This window comes from Salinibacter pepae (assembly GCF_947077775.1).
GTDB lineage: Bacteria > Bacteroidota > Rhodothermia > Rhodothermales > Salinibacteraceae > Salinibacter > Salinibacter pepae.
Window position 1 is genome coordinate 412,946 of record NZ_CAMTTE010000001.1, and the last position, 19,128, is coordinate 432,073.

The following is a 19,128-nucleotide window of genomic DNA, read 5'->3' on the forward strand; positions in this document are numbered from 1 at the left end:
CATGTCCGTGCGTCATTTCGGGCCGGGCCCCGGCTTCGTCGCAATCGGGGCGCCCAGCAGGGCGTCCGGGATGCCGAACGCATTGACGAGGGCCTCCGCCTGGGGACGCACCTCATCGCAGAGGTCGTTCACGGCGCCCCGGATGGCCTTTGCCTTGGACCCGCTCACGTAACCGGCCTCCAGAAACCAGTCCAGATCAGCCTCGATGCGGGACAGTGCAAACAGGCGACGGAGCGTCGTGAGCGTACCGCGGAGGGCCGCGTCCTCGACGTCCTCGACCGCATCCGCGAAGCGCTCCAGGATCATCCGTTCGGCGTCCGCCCGGGCGCACTGCACGAGGTGATCCTGCACGTCCACGAACGCATCGAACGGCTCCATCCCATCGTCGATGCGGCGCTGGAGGCGCCGGCCGACGTTCTGAAGCTGTTTCTCGGCCCGGTACGTGAGCGCGCTCTGCTGAAAGGTGAGGGCCCGCAGGTGCTCATCGTCGGTCTTGCGCGTGACGACCGGGTTGAGCTCCTGCACCTGCGTGGCCACCTCGTCGGCCACGAAGCGCGCCATCCCCCACACGTTCATGTCCCGAAATTCCCGCTGGAAGTCCGAGAGCAGCCCCTTGGCCACCTGCAGCATGAGCACGGTATTATCGCCCTCGAATGTCGTGAAGACGTCCGTATCGGCCCGGAGGCGCCCGATGCGGGTGTCGGCCCGGTAGCCCTGGCCGCCGCACGCCTCGCGCGCTTCCTGGAGGGTGGCGCTGGTGTGCCACGTGGCGTACGCCTTCAGCGCGTTGGCCTCCGCCTCAATGGCCTCCAGCGACTCGCCGCGCCCGGTCCGCGCAAACCGCGCCGTAAGGTCGTCGAGCGCAACGTGGAGGGCGTAGGTCGTGGCCAGGCGCGGGAGAAGCCGCCGCTTGTGGGTGCGATAGTCGAGCAGAGGCACCTCCGGTTCGTCCTTCGGCCCAAACTGGCGGCGCCGGTTGCCGTAGCGGACGGCAATCGTAAGGCCCGACTTCGCCGCGCTCAGCCCCGCCCGCGCCACGCTGATGCGCCCCCCGATCAGGGTGCTCAGCATGGTGAAGAAGCGCTTCCCGGAACTGGGAATTGGACTGTCGTAGGTGCCGTCCGGGGCGACCTGGGCGTACCGGTCGAGCAGGTTCGCCCGCGGGATGCGCACCTGGTCGAACCAGAGGCGCCCGTTGTCGACGCCGTTGAGGCCGACCTTTTCGCCACAGTCCTCGATCCGGACGCGCGGCTTCGGGGTCCCGTCGTCGGCCCGTATGGGGACGAGGAAGGCGTGGACCCCGTGCTCTTCCCCGTCGGTCCGGAGCTGCGCGAAGACGGTCGCCACCTGCCCGTGCGCCGCGGCGTTGCCGATCCACTCCTTCCGGGCGCCGTCGTGCGGCGTGTTGATCACAAACTCTTCGGTCGTGGGGTCGTAGCGGGCCGTCGTCTCCAGCTCCCGTACGTTCGAGCCGTGCCCCCACTCCGACATGGCGAAGCAGCCGGGCAGGTCGAGGGTGCCCACCCGGTCCAGGTACTCCTCGTGATGCCGCTCCGTACCGAGGTGATGAATGCTGCCCCCGAACAGGCCAAACTGCACGCCAAACTTGACGACCAGGCTCAGGTCGTGGTAGGCGAGCGTCTCGAAGGCGACGATGAACTTTTCCATGTCGCCCCCCCCGCCGTACGCGTCGGGATAGGCCAGCGCCCCGAGCCCCTGGTCGGCCAGGTGCTCGCACCAGTGAAGGACCTGCTCCCGGTAGCCCTCCGTGCCCAGGCCGTCTTGGTACTCGAACACCGGATCCTGAAGCAGGGTGCGGATGTCCTCGCGCAGCTCCGCGTGGGGGCCGTCGAGGAGGCGCCGCATGGCGTCCGTGTCGAAGGGCGCCTCCGGCTCCACGGGCGACGGCTCGGGCCGCTCCCCGAGAAGGTCGCGCACGACCTCCTCCCCGTCAATGTCAAGGGCCGCCTCGATGTCTTCCAGGGCCCGTCGGGAGGCCTCCGGCAGCGCCGTGCCGTCCCCGCCCACGTTCGCGAGGGCCATTCCGAGCTCCGCGAGGGAGGACCGGGTCGTCACTGCCGCATCCCCGGCCCCGTCCCGCAGCGTGCGAATCCACCGGAAGTACTGTGTGGGCGTGGGGGGCGACTGGGGGTCGAGGTGGTCGCAAATCGCCTCACGGGTGGAGGCATCGAGCCACGCCTGCGTGCGAAGGTGGCTCCGGATCGTCTCCGCCTCCGACGGCGTGAGCACCCCGTCGGCCCAGGCCACGTACAGCAGTGGCAGGACGGCGCGGACCCGTGGTGAGTCGGTATCGAGCATGGCAGCAGAGTGGGTACGTGAAACGGAACGTGAGCGGCGCGATCCCGACCTCACCCCGCCCGTCGTCAAACGGTCCGCATGCGCCGGGAGTGTTCGTGGACGGCGTCGACGAAGGCGCGGGCGTGCTCGGGATCGTGGTCCGGCAGCATGCCGTGCCCCAGATTGCCAATGTGATGGTGCGGCCCGAAGCCCGCCAGCATGTGCTGCACCTCGCGCCGCAGAACGTCGGGCGGGGCATACAGCGCGCAGGGGTCGAGGTTGCCCTGCAGGACGGCCCGGTCCCCGACCGTATCGCGGGCGGCGTCTGGGTCCATCGTGGAGTCCAGGCTGATCACGTCGTAGTCCGTGTCCGCCAGCGCGTCGAGGGCGTAGTGGGCCCCCTTCGCAAAGATGACTAGCGGCACGTCGGGATGCGCCGCCTTCACCCGCGTGGCGATCTCGGCGAGGTACGGCAGGCAGAACGTGCGGAAATTCTCGGGGGTGTGGAGGCCCGCCCACGAGTCAAACACCTGAAGCACCTGCGCCCCGGCGTCCACCTGCCGAATCAGGTACTCGACGATCACATCCGTCGTGCGTTGGAGCAGGGCCTTGCTGGCGTCGGGGTGGCGGTAGAGCCAGCGCCGGGCGGCCCGGTAGGACTTGCTGCCGCCCCCCTCCACCATGTACGCCATGAGGGTCCACGGCGCCCCCGAGAAGCCAATCAGCGGCACCCGTCCGGCCAATTTGTGCCGCGTCACCGTCAGGGCCTCGAACACGTGACCGAGGGCCGACTCCACGTCCGGCTCCACGAGGCGCTCCATCTCGTCGGGCGTCGTGAGGGGCTTGGGGAAGGTCGGCCCTTGTCCCGACACCATCTTGACCGTGAGCCCCATCGCTTCCGGCACCACCATGATGTCGCAGAAGAGAATCGCCGCGTCGAGGGCAAAGCGCTCCACCGGCTGGATGGTCACCTCCGCCGCGAGTTCGGGCGTCTCCACCACCTCAAAAAAACTGTGCTCCTTCCGGACCGCCTGGTACTCGGGCAGGTACCGGCCGGCCTGCCGCATCATCCACACGGGCGTGCAGTCGGTGGGCTCCCCGCGGGCGGTGCGGAGAAGGCGGTCGTTGTCGAGGGGCGGAAAGGAGGCCATATACGCGACTGTGGGTCCAACGGAATGAACAGGTATTGAGCAGATCGGCCCGGTGCCGCTCCCGACGTGCCCGGCGGGCCCCGAGAACGCCTACCGGGTGAGGTGCGTCTGGAGAAAGTCGGTCGTGCGCGTCCAGGCCCGCTCGGCGGCCGCCCGCTCGTAGCTCTCCCCCGACGGGTTCGCGAAGGCGTGGCCGGCGTCGTACTCGTGGTACGCGAGCGATGTCCCGGCGCCTTCCATCCGGTCCCGAAATTTCCGGGCCGCGTCGATCGGGACGGCCTGGTCCTGCGTGCCGAAGTGGGCGAGGATCGGCGTCTCCAGCGCCTGCAGGGCCTCCCCGGAGAGGGGCTCCGGGGTGCCGTAGTAGGCCACGGCCGCGTCGAAGGCGGACGCCTCGTCCGCCAGGGTTCGGTATGTCATGCCCCCGCCGAAGCACCACCCCAGCAGGGCGGTCCGGGGCGCGTCGGCCTCCGAGGACAGGTGGGCCCGCCCGTCCCGTACGTTCTCGACAAGCCGCGACGGCTCCTTCATCGCTCGCCCCATCAATGCCTGTGCGGAGTCTGGCGTTTCGGCCACGGCGTCGCCGTACAGGTCCACCGCCAGGGCGCGGTACCCCTCGCCGGCCAGTCGTCGCGTCGCGGCCCGCACGTTGTCGTTCAGGCCCCACCACTCGTGAATCACCACGATGCCGGGGAGGGCGTCGCCCCCGCGCGCCGACCGCACCGAGTCCACGTCGGCGGGCGCGGCCAGATACCCGGTCCGGGCCGTCCCGTTCTGTTGCCCGTAGGTGACCGTACGCCCTTCCACCGGAATCTTGGGGGCCTGGGCGGCCTCGGTGGCCGTGGGCGTGTCGCCCTCGTGCTCCTCCGCCATGCGCTCGGCCTCGGAGCCGCTGTCGGAGCCACAGCCGGCGAGCAGGGGGAGCGTACACAGGATAAGGACGAAACCAGCGACGCGCATGGACAGAGGGGCGTTTTGGGGAAGGGGAGGAGGGCGGGCGGAGGCCCGCGGGCAGTCCAGGAGGTGCGTCGGCTTCGGGCCGGCCCCCCACCGCCACCGCGGGTCGTCTGCAGGGGCTCAAAACCAGGTGATGTCTGAACCATTGCCGACCCGGAAGGTTCGGGGGACGAACGGATTCCTACGCCTTACCTTCGCGGTCTCGTGTCCGCCTCCTCCCTCTCGTACACCGGCGAAGTTGGCCGGAAGGCCCTCCACCTTCTCGCCCTCTCCATTCCGTTTGGGGCGTGGGCGGTCGGAATGCCCACGGCACTATATCTCCTGGCTCCGGCCGCGCTCGTGGCCGGGGCCGCCGACGTGGCCCGGGCCTATTCGACGTCCCTCAACGCAATCATCCGGGGGATCTTCGGGGCCCTGATGCGGGCGGAGGAGCTGCCCGCACCGAGGACGGGGGTCCAGTTCAACGGGGCCACGTGCGTGCTGGTGGGCGCCGCCGCAATGGTGGCGCTGTTCCCCCTCCGGATCGCGGTGCCGGTGCTGGCGATGGCCATGCTGGCGGACGCCGCCGCCGCATTGGTGGGCCGCCGGTGGGGCCGCCACACGTGGGGGGCCCTCTCGGCGACCGTGGAGGGCACCACCGCGTTCGTCGTCACGGGCCTGGGCGTGATGGCCTTCTTCTCCTCCGTCGCCCTCGGCCCGGCCGCCGGCGGCGTGCTGGTGGGGGCCGGCATTGAGGCCCTCCCGCTGCCCGTCAACGACAACATCCGCGTGCCCGTGGCGGCGGCGGCGACGGTGGTCGTTGGCGAGGCGCTCGTCCTGGGCCGTTCCGTTTCGCTCCTCCCCGTGCTCTCGCTGTAGGCCCGTCGGGCCCATGAACCCGCCCGGTTCGGTTCGGGTACCATCCAGGCAGCGGCTTTTCCGAGCATCGCCCTCCCCCATGCCCGACGACCCGGACCCCACGATTCCGGCCTCCGCCCTGCGGCGCCTTACCGGCCTGGAGCCCTTTCCCCAGCCCGAGCTGATTCCGCTCCAGACCCCGGTCGTGCTCATGCACGGCTTCGGCGTGGGGGCCTCCTTCCGGCGGGGCGGGCACCTGCACAAGGAGGCCCTCCACCTGCGGTCGCGGGGCGTGCGGGCGGTGGCGCCCAACGTCTCCCCCTACAACACCGTCCGCGCCCGGACCGCCACCTGGAACGACCGCCTGCGGCGCGTCCTCGACGAGACCGACGCCGACCGCCTGCTGCTCATCGCCCACTCGATGGGCGGCCTCGATGCCCGCTACCTGATCTCGGCCCTGGGCTGGCACGAGGTGGTCGACGTCCTCGTGACGGTCGCCACCCCCCACCGCGGCTCCTCCGTGGCCTCCCTCGTGCTCGACCAGCCCGAGCTGGTGCGCGACTGGCTCGCGGACATGGCCGACTGGGTGGGGACCCACATTCTGGAGGACGGGTCGGCGAACCTCCGACAGGCCCTCACGGAGCTGACGCCCGAACACATGGAAAACACGTTCAATCCCGAGGTCCCCAATCACCCGGACGTCGACTACTGGTCCTACGGCTGCCGGGCCGGCAAAGGAACCGCCATTCCCATTGCCCCCATCTTCCGCTACCTCAACCGCTACCTGTACGAGGAAGAAGGGGAAAACGACGGCATCGTGAGCGTCGAGAGCGCCCGCTGGGGCGACTACCAGGGCACCGTCGACGCCGATCACGCCCGGCAGGTGGGCCTCTCGTCAGGCCTCGCCGCCGACTTCGACTCGAACGCCTTCTACACCGCCATCGTCCAGAATTTAGCCGACGACGGGTGGTAGAGGAGGGGCGCCCCCCCTCCCAGTGACGCTCTTCTGCACCTTTCTGCCCTCCCCTCGTGTCCTCCAACCAGCGCTTTAAGCTCTTCTCGGACCCGGTCCACGGGTTCATCTCTGTGCCAAAGAACGTGATCATGGACCTCGTCCAGACGCCGGAGGTCCAGCGGCTGCGCCGGATCCGTCAGCTCGGCGTCGGGCACCTCGTCTTTCCGGGCGCCGAGCACACCCGCTTCAACCATGCGCTGGGGGCGATGGCCCTCATGCAGGACGCCCTCGCCAACCTGACCGAGAAGGGCACGCCCGTGCGCCCGGAGGAGCAGACCGCCGCCCTGGCCGTAGCCCTGCTGCACGACGTGGGGCACGGCGCCTTCTCCCACACCCTCGAACACGAGCTCATCGAAGACTTTTCGCACGAAGACATGAGCCGGGTTCTCCTGACGGACCTCAACGAGCGCATGGACGGCGCGCTCGACCTGGCCCTCGCCATGTTCGACGACACCTACGACCGCCCCTTCTTCCACCAGCTGGTCTCGAGCCAGCTCGACATGGACCGGCTCGACTACCTCCGGCGCGACTCCTTCTACACCGGCGTGGCGGAGGGGGAGGTGGGGGTCCAGCGCCTGCTCAAGACCATGCGCGTGCATCCCCTCTCGGGCGGGGCCGACGCGGAGGTCATGATCGAGGCGAAGGGCATCTACGCCGTCGAAAACTTTCTCATCTCCCGCCGGCTCATGTACTGGCAGGCCTATCTCCACAAGACCGTGCTGGCCGGCGACGAGCTGCTCCGGGGCATCCTGCGCCGCGCACAGACCCACCTCGACGCCGGGCCCGCGCCCGACTGGCTGCAGCGGGGATCGCGCGCGCTGCTTTTCTTTCTCGACCACGACGTCCACGCCGACGCGATCGAGACCCCCGAGGTCCGCGACCACTACCTGCAGCTCGACGACACGGACGTCCTCTTCAGCCTCAAGCAGTGGATGCGAGGCCCCGACCCGGTGTTGGCCGACCTGTGCCACCGCTTCGTCAACCGGGTCTTCCTGCGCGTCCGCTTCCTTTCTGAACGTCCGGACGAGGCGCAGGTCGACGCCTGGCGCGCCGACGTGGCGGACTGGCTCGTGGACGAGGACCTCGTGCCCCGCTCCGAGGCCCGGGCGGCCGCCCGGCACTACCTCACCCTCAACGTGTCGCGCCACACCGCCTACGACAGCGACGAGGAGCTGATCGGCATCCTGGGGCGGGACGGCACCGCCCGCGAGCTCTCCGAGATGGCCGACACCACCACCATCTCGGACCTCACGGGCTTCGTGGAGAAGCCCTACGTGTGCTTCCCGAAGCCGGTCGACCTGGACCTGGACACAGCCTCTGAGGGGTGACCGTGGCTTCCGCGCCGGCGGACGGGCGGATCGCCTCTCCCGCACGGGCCTGAAGACCGGCCTGGGGGTTCTCAGGAGGGACCCGTGGTTTGTGAATGGCCCAGAGAAGCACGTCCGGGCGATTGATCGCACGAATCCGCCCACTCATCGCGCGCCCGGCATCTCGGACCCGAACTGCGCCGTAAAGCCCCCCGCAACCGAGGATGGACACGGCCTGTCCACCGCGGTTGTGCGACGGCCCATCGCCGCACTCGCTTGGTTCGTTTCATTCAGGGTTCCATCCATCGCGATGAATACCTTTCCCGCCTTCGAACGTCAGGTGTCCGCCCACGAGGATCAGGTCTACCGGTTCGCCCGCTCGATGCTCAACGACGACGCCACCGCCCAGGACGTGACGCAGGAGGTGCTGGTGACGCTCTGGGAGCACCAGGACGAGCTCGACGCGGACGGGGTCATCGCCTGGCTCATGCGCGTGACCCGGAACGCCTGCATCGACCGGCTTCGGGCCCGGCAGCGGCGGCGCAAGACCGTCCGGCACGACCCCGACGGCGTGGAGCGGGCCCCGAGCCCGGACCGGACGCCCGACCGCCACGCCGAGGCGGCCGACCTCCACGGCCACGTGCTCGACGCCCTGGACCGGGTCGATGATCCGTACCGGCGGGTGGTGGCCCTCCGTGAACTGCAGGGCCTCAAGTACAAGGAGATTGCCGAGGCCCTCGACATGCCGCTCAATACGGTCAAGGTCTACCTGCACCGGGGCCGCAAAAAGCTACGTGCTGAGCTCGACCGCGCCCTCGATCCGGTTCCCGCCTAGCGTTCGCCTCCTTGGTGTGCGTCCCGCATTGTCCTTGGGCGGCGGAGTTGATAATTTACGAGTCCGTTTCAACTCTAGAATCTCTCAGCCCGCCATGGAGATGGACACGATCATCGAGCCGTTCCGCATCAAGTCGGTCGAACCCATTCAGCTCACCTCTCGGGCCGAGCGGGAGCGAATGATCCGGGACGCGCACTACAACCTCTTCAACCTGCACGCCGACGACGTCATCATCGACCTGCTGACCGACTCGGGCACCTCTGCGATGAGTGCGGCGCAGTGGGCCGGCCTGATGCAGGGCGACGAGAGCTACGCGGGGTCGCCCTCCTACTTCCGGTTCGAGGAGGCGGTGAAGGACCTGATGCCGTTCGAGCACGTGATCCCGACCCACCAAGGCCGGGCCGCCGAGCGCATTCTGATGGGCATCGTGGCGGGCCCCGACGCCAAAATTCCCAGCAATACGCACTTCGACACCACCCGCGCCAACATCGAGGCCACGGGCGCCGAGGCGGTCGACCTCGTCGTCGACGCGGGGCACGTCCCGGACGCGGAGCATCCGTTCAAGGGCAACATTGATCTCGATCGGCTGGAGGCGCTGCTGGACGCGGACGCAGACCGGGTGCCCATCGTCATGCTCACGGTCACCAACAACACCGGCGGCGGCCAGCCGGTCTCGATCGCCAACATCCGCGGCGCGAAGGCCCTGTGTGACGCGCACGGCGTGCCGCTCGTCCTCGACGCCTGTCGCTTCGCGGAAAACGCCTACTTCATCAAGCAGCGCGAGGACGGGTACGGCGACCGTTCGGTCAAGGCGATCGTCCGGGAGATGTTTTCGCACGCGGACGGCATGACGATGAGCGCCAAGAAGGACGCGCTGGTCAACATTGGCGGCTGGCTGGCCCTCGACGACGACGCGTGGGCCCGGAAGGCCCGCAATCAACTAATCCTCACGGAGGGCTTTCCGACCTACGGGGGATTGGCGGGACGCGACCTGGAGGCCATTGCCGTGGGGCTGCAGGAGATCGTCGACGAGGACTACCTGGAGTACCGCATGGCCTCGACCCGCTACCTCGGCGAGGCCCTCACCGAGCTGGGCGTGCCAATCGTGAAGCCGGTCGGCGGGCACGCCGTCTACATCGACGCGAAGTCGCTTCTCCCCCACATCCCGCCGCTGGACTACCCGGCCCAGTCCCTCGCCGTGGCGCTGTACGTGACGGGCGGGATCCGCGGGGTCGAGATCGGCTCGGTCATGTTCGGCCGGCAGCCCGACGGCAGCGAGGAGCCGGCGGACCAGGAGCTCTTGCGCCTCGCCATCCCCCGCCGCGTCTACACCCAAAGCCACGTCGATTACGTAATCGAGTGCTTCGAGGCACTGGTGGGCCGCAAGGACGCCCTCTGCGGCTACGAGATCACCGAAGAGCCCCCTCAGCTCCGGCACTTCACGGCCCATCTCCGCCCGAAGGCGCCCGAAGCGGTCCACCACGAGACCGACGGTCCCGTGGAGGCCTCATAGCCCGCCGCTACCGGTACCCGGCCAGCCGCCGCCGCGTGCGGCCGAGGGCGGGCGGCACCTCCTCCGGCGGCGTCAACTCCCCTCGGAGGTTGTTCTGCACGAGGCGGCGCACCTCGTCGGGCGCGTGGTCCTGCTCGAAGAGGTAATACAGCTTGGCCAGCGCCGCCTCCGTCGTCATGTCGTAGCCGCTCACCACGCCCGCGTCCGCCAGGGCCTGGCCGGTGGCGTAGAGGTCGAGGTCCGCCGTGCCCCGGAGCGGCTGCGTCACCGCCACGATGACGACGCCCCGCGCCGTCGCCTCGCGCAGGGCTTCCAGAAACGCGTCGTTCTGGGCCGGCGCATTGCCCGCCCCGAAGCACTCCAGCACCACGCCCTGCACCGGCGGGGCCAGCACGTTTTCCAGGGACGCCACCCCGAGGCCCGGAAAGAGCCGGAACGCCGAGACGGTCGCCGCCCCGAGTTCCGTCACGGCGGGGGGACGGGGCGGCCGGTGCGGGGCCGGCACCCGCTCCCACTCCACGTCCAGGTCGATGCCCGCCGTGCCCACGGCCGGGAAGTTCGGGGAGTCGAAGGCCGCAAACGAGTCCGCGTTCACCTTCGTCACGCGGGTGCCCCGGTAGAGGCGGTTGTGGAAGAACACGTGCACCCCGCCCAGCCGGTCGGGGTAGGTGCCCAGGAGCAACAGGGACGTGAGCAGGTTGCCCTGCGCGTCGCTGCGTGTCTCGTCGAGGGGCAGCTGCGCGCCCGTGAGGAGCACCGGTTTGTCGAGCGGGTGCAGCATGAACGACAGCGCCGAGGCGGTAAACGCCATCGTGTCCGTGCCGTGGACGACCAGAAAGCCGTCGTACGCCTCGAAGCGATCCCGAATGGCCTCCGCGATGCGGAGCCAGTCGGCCGGCTCCATGTTTGCGCTGTCGAGCAGCGGATCGAACGCGTGCACGTCGTAGGCCGGGAGGTCTTCCGACTGAAACGAGAGGCGCTCCTCCATGAGGGCTTCGAGGGTGCCGGACCCCGGCACGTATCCCTCCTCGCTTTCCACCATGCCCAGGGTGCCCCCGGTGTACACCACCAGAATGCGGGGCGAAGACGCGGCCATCAAACCAATGTCGCAATTCAAGTAAAAACGCTCGGGCGAAAGGCCTCCGCCAAGACAGCCCGACGGATCAGCCTCCTCCCTCCCAGGCACGGTCGCGCCGCCCCCACATGCAGGCCTGTCGATCCGTGAACCGGAGCCGTGCCCCCATCATCCATCACCCTTCGTCGAGAATGTAAATGTCGGACAGGTTGCGCGCGAGCTGGCCGTAGTCGAGCCCGTAGCCGATGACGAAGAGGTCCGGAATGCGGAAGCCGACGTAGTCGAGCGTGAGGTCCGGCTCCGTCGCCGTGGGCTTGTGGAGCAGGGTCGACACGCGAAGGGAGGCCGGGTTGTACTCCGCAAGGCGGCGCTTCATGAACTCCATCGACAGCCCCGTGTCCACGATGTCCTCCACCACGAGCACGTCGCGGCCCTCCAGCTCCGCGTCGACGCTTTTGAGCTCCCGCACCTCCCCGCTCGACACCTTCTCGTCCCCGTACGAGGAGAGCTTGATGAAATCGATCTCGCAGTCGGTGTCGATGGCCCGCATCAGGTCCGCGGTGTACATGAACGCTCCGTTCAGGACGCTCACGAGGATGGGCGTGGTGGTGGCGTAGTCGCGGGCGATGGTTTGTCCCATCTCCGCAACCCGCTTCTTAATCCGCTCGGCCGACAGGTATCGGCGGAAGCGTTCTCCCTGTACGGTCACGGCGGCGTCGGTGGGCTGGACGGGGGTCTCCAAGAGGTCGCGCGTAGCGGGCATGTTTGAGGCCATCGGTGGAAAGAAAGTGAGGCGCGAGAACGACGATTGAAGCTAGGCGGCGGCTCCGAAGAGTGTCAATGGTCCGAGGGTTTTTCACGTGGTCGTAGGACGAGTCGGGCCACGCGGTCGGTGTCGGGCCGCACGCGGACCCGATGAGCGAGCCGGTGCCCCACCACCCAGGCAATGCGGTCGCCCCGGCACAGCACGGAGACGTGCGTTCGTCGGTGGGGCGGCACGCGGGCCTCGGTAAGCACGTCACTCACAAGTTTCGTGCCGTCCAGCCCCAGCGGCCGGAGGCGGTCGCCCTCCGCCCAGGGACGCACCGTGAGCGCCGTCCCCAGCCGGTCCGCATCCGCGTAGGCGACGTGCGGCGGGCCGGAGGCCAGCGACGCGGGCCGCCCGTCACACAGCTCCACCCGGAGGCGGCCCTGCGGAATCGCTACGGGCGTCCCCCAGTCGATGGGCGTAGGCGAGAGCGGATCGGGCATGGCGGCGTCGGGGACGAAGCGCAGCCGCCCGCGCTCCCGCCAGACAGTGCCTGCCCCCAGCTCCATGCGCCGGCCCACCTGCGCCTCGACGAGGGCCTCCAGTTCCTCGGCCACCGCCCGGGAGTAAGGGGCTGTGGGCAGCGCGCGACGCAGCGCCTCCAAGAGGAGGCGACGGCGCCAGACGGGCGGGGCCTCGCGCAGGGCCTCCACGGACAGGGCCCCGCCCGCCTCGTGATCGGTGTACGCCCGGCCCATCCGCCGCGTTAGGGCGGGCCGGAGGGCCTGGTCGACGTACTCCTGCATGAGGGCCGCCGACCGGGCCAGGGCGTCGGTCGCGCCCTCAAAGTGCGCTTCCAGCCGGGGAAGGATCTCGGTCCGGATCACCCCCCGGTCGTAGTCGTGGCGCTGGTTGGTCGGATCGGTCCGCCACGGGAGCCCCATCGACTCGGCGTAGGATTCGATCGCGTCCCGTCGGGCGTCCAGCAGGGGCCGAACGAGAGAGACGGACGGGTCGGCCTCCAGGGGACGGGCCGGCCGCATCCCGGCCCCCCCCTCCGGCCCGCTGCCCCGGACGAGATTGAGGAGGAGCGTTTCGGCCTGGTCGTCGCGGTGGTGGCCGGTCGCCACGACGGGCGCCCCGATCTCCGCGGCCTCCGCCGCCAGGGCGTCGTAGCGCAGTCGGCGCGCGGCCGCCTGGAGCGACTCGTCCTCGGATGCGGCGCGGGCCTTCGCGTCGAGGGCCACCACGGAGAGCGGCACCGGCGGCGACTGTTCGTGGCACCACCGGCGCACCAGGTCCTCGTCCCCGTCGGCCCCCGCCCGCAGCCCGTAGTTGACGTGCAGCGCGTGCACGTCGATGCCCAGGCGGCGCAGGACAGAGAGGCACGTCATCGAGTCCACACCGCCGCTTGCCGCCACCAGCACCGGGCCTTCGTCCAGCAGGGCGTGCCGATCACTGAACGCTGCGACCGTGTCGACGAGCGGGTGGGGCATCGGGGAAGCAGACGCGTGGGGGAGAAGCCGCCTAGCGCCCGAAGCGGTCGGCCAGCTCCTCCATCGAGAGCTTGACGATCGTGGGCGTGCCGGTGGGGTCGGCGTAGGGCATTTCGCAGTCGAACAAGTCGTCAAGGAGGGCCCGGCGCTCTTCTTCCGACAGCGGCTGTCCCCGGTCCACGGCACTCCGTTGGGCCATCGTCTTCGCGAGGTGCTCGCGGCGCTCGTCCTCGACCGCGTCCTGGGCGGACCGGTATTGCTCCAGGAGCTCTTCCAGGATCGTGTCCTCGTTGCCGTCCGGCACGTCGGCCGGCACCCCCCGCACCGAGACGGTACGCCCGCTGAGGCGCTCCAGCTCAAACCCGAGGGCGTCGAGGTCGTCCCGCAGTTCGTCCAGCAGCTCGATCTCGGCGGGGGACAGGTCGACGGTGTGCGGAAAGAGCAGGCGCTGCGACGCGCCCTGCTGGTCGCGGAGGTGGGCCCGGGCCCGCTCGTAGAGCACGCGGAGGTGGGCCGCCCGCTGGTCGACGAGCATCATACCGGTCTCGGTCGGCGTCACGACGTAGGTGTCGTGCAGCCCCCATACCGGACGCCGGCCCGACCGCTCCGCTCCGTCGGCGGCAGACGTTGAAGACGACTCCCCCTCCCGATGGGGGGGCGATGCCGGAGCGTCCCCCGATGAGGACTCGTCGCCCCCATCCGGCCGGCGGTAGAGAGCGTCGGACTGGTCCCCGGGCGACACCGACGGATTTTCGGGCCTGGGCGTCGGAGACTGGGGAGGCGGCCCGGACGACGAGCGCCCCGACGAGTCGGTCGCGTCCCCGGACGACCGTTGCGGCTGAAAGGAAGTCGGCGTGGGCCGGGGGGACGAGGTCCCGTCCCCCGACACCGACGACGCGGCGTGCTCTTCACCCTCCGGTCTGCCGGGCTCAGGGCCGGGGCTGTCTTCTCCATTGTCGGTCTCGTCGTCCCCGTCGTCCATCTGCGGCGACACGTGCACCCGGCCCAGCGCCCGCCGCACTGCGCTCCGCAGGAATCCGTAGATGCCGCTCTGGTCGTCGAACTTGACCTCTTCCTTCTGCGGGTGCACGTTGACGTCCACCCGCTCCGGGTTCATCGCCAGGAAGAGCGCAAAGAACGGGAACGCCCCGTCCGGGACCAGCTCGCCGTACGCCTTCTTGACCGCGTGGCTCAGGTACCGGTCCGTCACGGCCCGGCCGTTCACGAACAGAAACTGCTCGCCCCGCGTCTTGCGGCGGAACGACGGCGCCCCGACGAACCCGCGCAGCCGGAGGTCGCTCGATTCGTCCACGACCGCCACCAGCTCGTCCTCGTGGTCGCCGCCGAAGAGGCCGAGAATGCGGGCGCGGGTGGCGGCGTGCCAGTCGCTGTCCGGCGCCGCGGGCAGGTCGTAGTGCTCGTGGCCGTCGTGCTCCAGCCGGACCGCCGTGTCGGGGTTGGCGAGGGCCAGCGACTGGACGGTTTGCGTGAGGTGCTTCAGCTCGGTGGCCGGGGTCTTCAGAAAATTGCGCCGGGCCGGCACGTTGAAGAAGAGGTTGCGGACCGCCACCGAGGTTCCGTTCGGGATCGCGCAGGGGCGCTTCTCCACCTGCTCTCCCCCCTCCACCCGAACCAAGGTCCCCGCGTCGTCCTCCACCCGCTTCGTCTTGAGCGTCACCTGCGCGACGGCGGCGATCGACGCAAGGGCCTCCCCCCGAAAGCCGAGCGTTCGGATGCGCTCCAGGTCGTCCACCGAGCGGAGCTTACTGGTGGCGTGTCGCTCGAAGCAGCGCGCCGCGTCCCCCGGCCCCATGCCACACCCGTCGTCGAGGACCTGCACGAGGGTGCTGCCCGCGTCTTTCAGGAGCACCTCGATCGACGACGCCCCCGCGTCGAGGGCGTTTTCGATCAGCTCCTTCGCCACCGAGGCGGGCCGCTGCACCACCTCGCCCGCCGCAATCTGGTTGGCGAGGCGGTCGGACATCACCTCAATGAGGCCCCCGGACGGGGAGGACTCGTCGGACACGGCACGGACGGGCTGCGAAAATTTACAGCGAGTAGTAGAGGAGCAGCGTGAGAAACAGGAGGGCCAGGAAGAACAGCAGGCTGAGCGGGCTGCGCTGTGCCTCCTGGGCACGGCGGGACTGCATCCGCCGTCGGATGTCGCGGTCGTCGTCCTCCTCGGGATTGTGGTGGCGAGGTTGGTAGTCGAACGACCGGGGCCCGCGCCCGGCACTGAACAGACCCATGGTCGCGTCGGCTGGGTGTCGAAAGCCTGTGCACCGGACCGAACAGGGCGGTCGGAGCCGTCGTTCCCAACATGCGGCGTGCGGCGGCCCTCAGCAGCGGCCCTCAGAGGCCCTCAGCCCTTCTCGTCCCTCGACGCATCGTCCCTGTCTCCGGTGCCCCCCGCACGCTACACCAGGCCCGCAACCAGATGAAGGTAGAGCACGCTGAGCGGGGCCGCCACGGCCATCGCGTCGAACCGATCCAGCATGCCGCCGTGGCCCGGCAGGAGCCGGCTCGAATCGTCGACCGCCACCGAGCGCTTGAGCTTGCTCTCCAGCAGGTCGCCGAGCTGGCTCACCCCGCCCCCAATCCCGATCAGCGCGGCCACGTGGCCCCACGCAAGGAGGTCCACGGCGGTCAGCTTGAGCACGACGCCCACGACCAGGGCCGCCCCCAGGCCCCCAAGCGTGCCCTCCCACGTCTTGTTCGGGGAGATGGCGGGGGCGAGGGGGCGCCGGCCGACGCTCTTGCCGACGTAGTAGGCCGCCACGTCCGTCGCCCACACCACCACAAGGACAAACAGGACCAGCCAGAACGCCTCCCCGTCGCCGACGGCCGCACTCTGGGTCTCGCGGAGCCAGATTAAACTTCCGAGCAGGCCCGTCGGGTACACAGCGCCCGCAAGCGTCACCGCAAAGCTCACCAGGAACTGTTCCTGCGGCACCAGCAGCGGCGCGGCCACGACGAAGAGGAGCAGCACCGCCGTCCCGACGGGCCAGAGGGACGGGCGCAGGAACGTAGCCACGAGGAGGATGCCGACGAGAGCCCCCCAGGTCTGTTGCGGCCATGCGCCGCCCTGCTGGGCCATCCGGTACAGCTCCCGCTGGCCCAGCACCCCGATGCCTGCGACGAGGCCCGCAAACCACCAGCCCCCCAGATATGCCAGTCCCAGCACGACCGGTGCCGCCAGCAGGGCCGTGACGATCCGGCGGAGGTTATTGCTCACGAAGACGCGGTCTGGTCAATCCACTCCATGGCGTCGGTGCCCCTCTCTTACGCAGACGGATCGTCGGCAGCGTCCTCCGCGTCGTCTTCGGGCGGCCCCAGGTCCATGTGCTCGTGGCCGGAGTCGAGCTTCGAGTCCTGGTCGGGGGTGTTGGCCGGCGGGGCGTCGGGGTCGGCCCCGAGCGCTGCCGCCTCCAACTCCTCGTCCGTGAGTTGCTCCTCCAGCAGCGACACCGCCTTGTCGGCCTGCTCCGGCGGCACCATCACGTGCACCGACGCGAGGTCGCCCACGGTGAGGTTGAAGGCGTGGTCGCGCTGGGTCAGTACGACGGCGGGGATGCCGCTGTCGTCGAGCCGATCCCGAACGAGATCGGCCTCGTAGTCGGTGCTGGTCCGAAAAACACTCGCCCAGTCCTCGTGCGAACTCATGGGGGGTGGAACCGGTCAGTGAGAAGAGCGCTCCGTCCCGCCCTGGGCATCTCGAATGCGTGCAGCAAAGGGATGCATAACATAGAGAACACTCCCCACAATCACGAACCCAAGCCCCACCAGGGACCACGGCATGGAGGTCTGTTCGAGCGCGCGGACCGAGTAGTCGGGATGCGTCTCTGCGTACCGGGCCCCGACGACGGCCATGCCGTTGTGGGCGATGTGCACCAGCACGGCCGGCACGAGGCTGCCCGTGCGCCACACGAGGTAGGCCATGTACAGCCCGAGCACCGTGAGCGGAAGGGCCTGGGATGGGCGAAGGTGGTACAGCCCAAAAAGCCCCCCCGCCAGAAGAATCCCCCCGGCCGGCCCGGCGGCCCGCTCGAACTGCCGCTGGGCGTAGCCCCGAAACAGCAGCTCCTCGCACACCCCGGGGACGAGCGCCAGCATCGTGATGTTGAACACGAGCCCCAGGTCGCTCTGCAGCACACTCCGGATCATCTCCAGCTGCGACTGCTCCATCACCCGAACGGACTCCGGCAGCGGCAGCGCCCGGTTCACCTCGGCGAGCCACTGCGTCACAGGCTGCAACCCTACGATCCCGACCAGGGCCAGCGCCAGAAGCCGCCCGTCCACGCCCCGCAGGCGCAGGTACGCCGCCCACTCGGAGGAGTGCAGGCGCGCCGCCAGCAGCGCCGGCACCGCCAGCCCCAGCGCCTGCCCGATGCTGTTGCTGACCAGCAGCTCCTGCGTGTAGGACGCCATCAGGCGATCCGGATTCTGGAACGCCCCCATCGACACCCCGCCCTCCGCCATCGCGATCTGGGCGAGGAGCGCGATTGGGGTGAGGAGAAACTGAAACAGCAGAAACGCGGCCCCCAGCCCCAGCAGGCCCGTTACGAAGCTCAGGGTGGGTCGCCCCACCGATGCCCGCTCCAGCGGGCCATTCAGCGGAAGGCGCCCCCGTCGGGTCCACAGATCGATCAGGATACCGCCGGGAGCAGAGGAGGAAGACGCCACAGCGCGGAAGACCCAAGACGAGAAACAAGTGAGGCAGTTTGAAAGTGCGGCCTCCCCTCCTGTTTGCCCCTTTGCCGTTTCTTCGCAGGAACACTTTGGGGCGTCTCGCGAACACTGTAGTGGTGCTTTTGAACTTGCGCTCGTAGCTCAGTCGGACAGAGCATCGGTTTCCGGTACCGAAGGCCGGGGGTTCGAATCCTCCCGAGCGCACATCGTCATAGGCAGCTCCCCTCGCCGATTTTGGGCCCTGGCGCCCAAGATCGGCTTTCTGTTGTAGATGCATTTCTGGCCTGCGAAGCCCCAGAGGCGAAGACCTGAGCCCCGAGAAAAGACTCGCGTTGTCCGCTCCCCCATCGCTCGCGACCGGGGCCTACGATCGACCTTCGCCGTCCGCCCCGATTGACTCCAGGGCCCGGAGCGCCTCGGTGGGCACGGCAAAGATAACGGTGTTCGAATCGTCGCTGCTAAGGCTGTTGAGGGTTTGCAGGGTGCGGAGGTGGAGCGCCCCCTCTTCGTCGTTGAGCGTGTTCGCCGCGTCGGCCATGTTTTGGGCCGCCTCCAGCTCCCCCTCTGCCTGGATCGTCACGGCGCGGCGCTCGCGCTCGGCCTCGGCCTGCCGGGCAATCACCCGTTTCATGTTCTCCGCCAGGATGATGTCCTTCAGCTCAACGGACTGCACCTCGATGCCCCACGGGTCGGTGGCCTCGTCAATGATCTCGCGGATCTGCTGGGAGATGCGCTCCCGCTCGGCCAAGAGGGCATCGAGGTCCACCTCCCCGACGATATTGCGCATGGTGGTCTGCGCCAGCTGCTGCGTGGCGTACATGTACTCTTCGACCTCTAGGATCGCCTTCTCCGCGTCGCGCACCTGGTAGTAGATGACGGCGTCGATCTCGACAGTCACGTTGTCGCGGGTGATGCTCTCCTGCCGCGGCACGTCGACCGCCTTCACGCGCATGTCGACCCGTTCCCACGACTGGATCAGCGGGATGACCGTCCCGAGGCCCGGCTCCATCACCTTCACAAACTGGCCGAGCATGAACTTGACGCCCCGCTCGTACTCCTTCACGACCTTGAAGGTGCGCACGACGAGGACGACCGCCACCAGAGCGACGGCGGCCAGCAGATAAAACGAGAGCATGAAATTCGGGGCATTGGGGAAAGGCAAGTTGGCATGCAAGACACTAACGCCTCCCTCGCCCGATTGATGACG

Annotated in this window: 17 protein-coding genes and 1 tRNA gene; 6 read left to right on the top strand and 12 right to left on the bottom strand. The window is 69.1% G+C overall.

The features are described from left to right. Positions 1 to 12: 12 nt before the first annotated feature. From OJA40_RS01820 to OJA40_RS01830, 3 genes are all read right to left on the bottom strand, one after another. Positions 13 to 2,319, bottom strand: coding sequence for an acyl-CoA dehydrogenase family protein (locus OJA40_RS01820; protein ID WP_208425151.1), 2,307 nt, complete (start codon positions 2,317 to 2,319; stop codon positions 13 to 15). Positions 2,320 to 2,384: 65 nt separating this feature from the next. Continuing rightward, positions 2,385 to 3,449 (bottom strand): uroporphyrinogen decarboxylase, encoded by a 1,065-nt coding sequence (hemE, locus tag OJA40_RS01825; RefSeq protein WP_208425152.1) that lies wholly within the window; start codon positions 3,447 to 3,449, stop codon positions 2,385 to 2,387. A 90-nt stretch (positions 3,450 to 3,539) separates the two neighbouring features. Continuing rightward, positions 3,540 to 4,409, bottom strand: coding sequence for a dienelactone hydrolase family protein (locus tag OJA40_RS01830; protein ID WP_208425153.1), 870 nt, complete (start codon positions 4,407 to 4,409; stop codon positions 3,540 to 3,542). Positions 4,410 to 4,610: 201 nt separating this feature from the next. On the opposite strand from OJA40_RS01830, the gene OJA40_RS01835 reads away from it, so the two are divergent. The 5 genes from OJA40_RS01835 (at position 4,611) to OJA40_RS01855 (ending at position 9,913) form a co-directional block, all read left to right on the top strand. Further along, on the top strand, positions 4,611 to 5,264 hold the full coding sequence (locus OJA40_RS01835) for a phosphatidate cytidylyltransferase (RefSeq protein ID WP_263809852.1): 654 nt from the start codon (positions 4,611 to 4,613) through the stop codon (positions 5,262 to 5,264). A 79-nt stretch (positions 5,265 to 5,343) separates the two neighbouring features. Then, on the top strand, positions 5,344 to 6,216 hold the full coding sequence (locus OJA40_RS01840) for an esterase/lipase family protein (protein WP_263808156.1): 873 nt from the start codon (positions 5,344 to 5,346) through the stop codon (positions 6,214 to 6,216). 56 nt (positions 6,217 to 6,272) lie between these two features. After that, positions 6,273 to 7,586, top strand: a complete 1,314-nt coding sequence (locus OJA40_RS01845; protein ID WP_263809853.1) for an HD domain-containing protein — start codon at positions 6,273 to 6,275, stop codon at positions 7,584 to 7,586. A gap of 289 nt (positions 7,587 to 7,875) precedes the next feature. Beyond that, positions 7,876 to 8,400, top strand: a complete 525-nt coding sequence (locus tag OJA40_RS01850) for an RNA polymerase sigma factor (protein ID WP_208425157.1) — start codon at positions 7,876 to 7,878, stop codon at positions 8,398 to 8,400. 100 nt (positions 8,401 to 8,500) lie between these two features. Continuing rightward, positions 8,501 to 9,913: a tryptophanase gene (locus tag OJA40_RS01855; protein WP_208425187.1), complete on the top strand. Its 1,413-nt coding sequence runs from the start codon at positions 8,501 to 8,503 to the stop codon at positions 9,911 to 9,913. A gap of 7 nt (positions 9,914 to 9,920) precedes the next feature. Here the strand turns inward: OJA40_RS01855 and ansA are convergent, their stop codons facing one another. The 8 genes from ansA to OJA40_RS01895 form a co-directional block, all read right to left on the bottom strand. After that, positions 9,921 to 11,009, bottom strand: a complete 1,089-nt coding sequence (ansA, locus tag OJA40_RS01860) for an asparaginase (protein WP_208425158.1) — start codon at positions 11,007 to 11,009, stop codon at positions 9,921 to 9,923. Between the two features lie 154 nt (positions 11,010 to 11,163). Further along, entirely contained in the window at positions 11,164 to 11,763 is a 600-nt protein-coding gene (gene hpt / locus OJA40_RS01865) for a hypoxanthine phosphoribosyltransferase (RefSeq protein WP_013062168.1), read from the bottom strand. A gap of 62 nt (positions 11,764 to 11,825) precedes the next feature. Continuing rightward, on the bottom strand, positions 11,826 to 13,232 hold the full coding sequence (gene tilS, locus OJA40_RS01870; RefSeq protein ID WP_208425159.1) for a tRNA lysidine(34) synthetase TilS: 1,407 nt from the start codon (positions 13,230 to 13,232) through the stop codon (positions 11,826 to 11,828). Positions 13,233 to 13,263: 31 nt separating this feature from the next. Continuing rightward, positions 13,264 to 15,258, bottom strand: a complete 1,995-nt coding sequence (gene mutL / locus OJA40_RS01875; protein WP_263809854.1) for a DNA mismatch repair endonuclease MutL — start codon at positions 15,256 to 15,258, stop codon at positions 13,264 to 13,266. Positions 15,259 to 15,280: 22 nt separating this feature from the next. Then, the gene (locus OJA40_RS01880; protein ID WP_011404458.1) at positions 15,281 to 15,481 is read right to left on the bottom strand and encodes a hypothetical protein; all 201 of its coding nucleotides are present in this window, start codon (positions 15,479 to 15,481) and stop codon (positions 15,281 to 15,283) included. A 167-nt stretch (positions 15,482 to 15,648) separates the two neighbouring features. Next, entirely contained in the window at positions 15,649 to 16,467 is an 819-nt protein-coding gene (locus OJA40_RS01885; RefSeq protein ID WP_208425160.1) for a phosphatidate cytidylyltransferase, read from the bottom strand. 47 nt (positions 16,468 to 16,514) lie between these two features. Beyond that, positions 16,515 to 16,895 carry a putative signal transducing protein gene (locus OJA40_RS01890; protein WP_208425161.1) on the bottom strand — a complete coding sequence of 127 codons (381 nt, stop codon included), beginning with the start codon at positions 16,893 to 16,895 and terminating at the stop codon, positions 16,515 to 16,517. Positions 16,896 to 16,910: 15 nt separating this feature from the next. Then, on the bottom strand, positions 16,911 to 17,915 hold the full coding sequence (locus OJA40_RS01895; protein WP_263791574.1) for a CPBP family intramembrane glutamic endopeptidase: 1,005 nt from the start codon (positions 17,913 to 17,915) through the stop codon (positions 16,911 to 16,913). Positions 17,916 to 18,051: 136 nt separating this feature from the next. On the opposite strand from OJA40_RS01895, the gene OJA40_RS01900 reads away from it, so the two are divergent. Continuing rightward, positions 18,052 to 18,125 (top strand) — tRNA-Arg (locus OJA40_RS01900). A 160-nt stretch (positions 18,126 to 18,285) separates the two neighbouring features. Here OJA40_RS01900 and OJA40_RS01905 read toward each other — a convergent pair. After that, complete coding sequence (locus tag OJA40_RS01905; RefSeq protein WP_208425162.1) at positions 18,286 to 19,056, bottom strand: slipin family protein; 771 nt, start codon at positions 19,054 to 19,056, stop codon at positions 18,286 to 18,288. Positions 19,057 to 19,128: the final 72 nt, after the last annotated feature.

Excerpts from the sequence above, each read along its gene's own strand:
- OJA40_RS01850 (WP_208425157.1), top strand. The coding sequence starts at position 7,876 with ATGAATACCTTTCCCGCCTTCGAACGTCAGGTGTCCGCCCACGAGGAT.
- OJA40_RS01855 (WP_208425187.1), top strand. The coding sequence starts at position 8,501 with ATGGACACGATCATCGAGCCGTTCCGCATCAAGTCGGTCGAACCCATT.
- OJA40_RS01890 (WP_208425161.1), bottom strand. The coding sequence starts at position 16,895 with ATGAGTTCGCACGAGGACTGGGCGAGTGTTTTTCGGACCAGCACCGAC.
- ansA (WP_208425158.1), bottom strand. The coding sequence starts at position 11,009 with ATGGCCGCGTCTTCGCCCCGCATTCTGGTGGTGTACACCGGGGGCACC.
- tilS (WP_208425159.1), bottom strand. The coding sequence starts at position 13,232 with ATGCCCCACCCGCTCGTCGACACGGTCGCAGCGTTCAGTGATCGGCAC.
- OJA40_RS01905 (WP_208425162.1), bottom strand. The coding sequence starts at position 19,056 with ATGCTCTCGTTTTATCTGCTGGCCGCCGTCGCTCTGGTGGCGGTCGTC.
- OJA40_RS01880 (WP_011404458.1), bottom strand. The coding sequence starts at position 15,481 with ATGGGTCTGTTCAGTGCCGGGCGCGGGCCCCGGTCGTTCGACTACCAA.
- OJA40_RS01840 (WP_263808156.1), top strand. The coding sequence starts at position 5,344 with ATGCCCGACGACCCGGACCCCACGATTCCGGCCTCCGCCCTGCGGCGC.
- hemE (WP_208425152.1), bottom strand. The coding sequence starts at position 3,449 with ATGGCCTCCTTTCCGCCCCTCGACAACGACCGCCTTCTCCGCACCGCC.
- OJA40_RS01820 (WP_208425151.1), bottom strand. The coding sequence starts at position 2,319 with ATGCTCGATACCGACTCACCACGGGTCCGCGCCGTCCTGCCACTGCTG.
- OJA40_RS01830 (WP_208425153.1), bottom strand. The coding sequence starts at position 4,409 with ATGCGCGTCGCTGGTTTCGTCCTTATCCTGTGTACGCTCCCCCTGCTC.
- hpt (WP_013062168.1), bottom strand. The coding sequence starts at position 11,763 with ATGGCCTCAAACATGCCCGCTACGCGCGACCTCTTGGAGACCCCCGTC.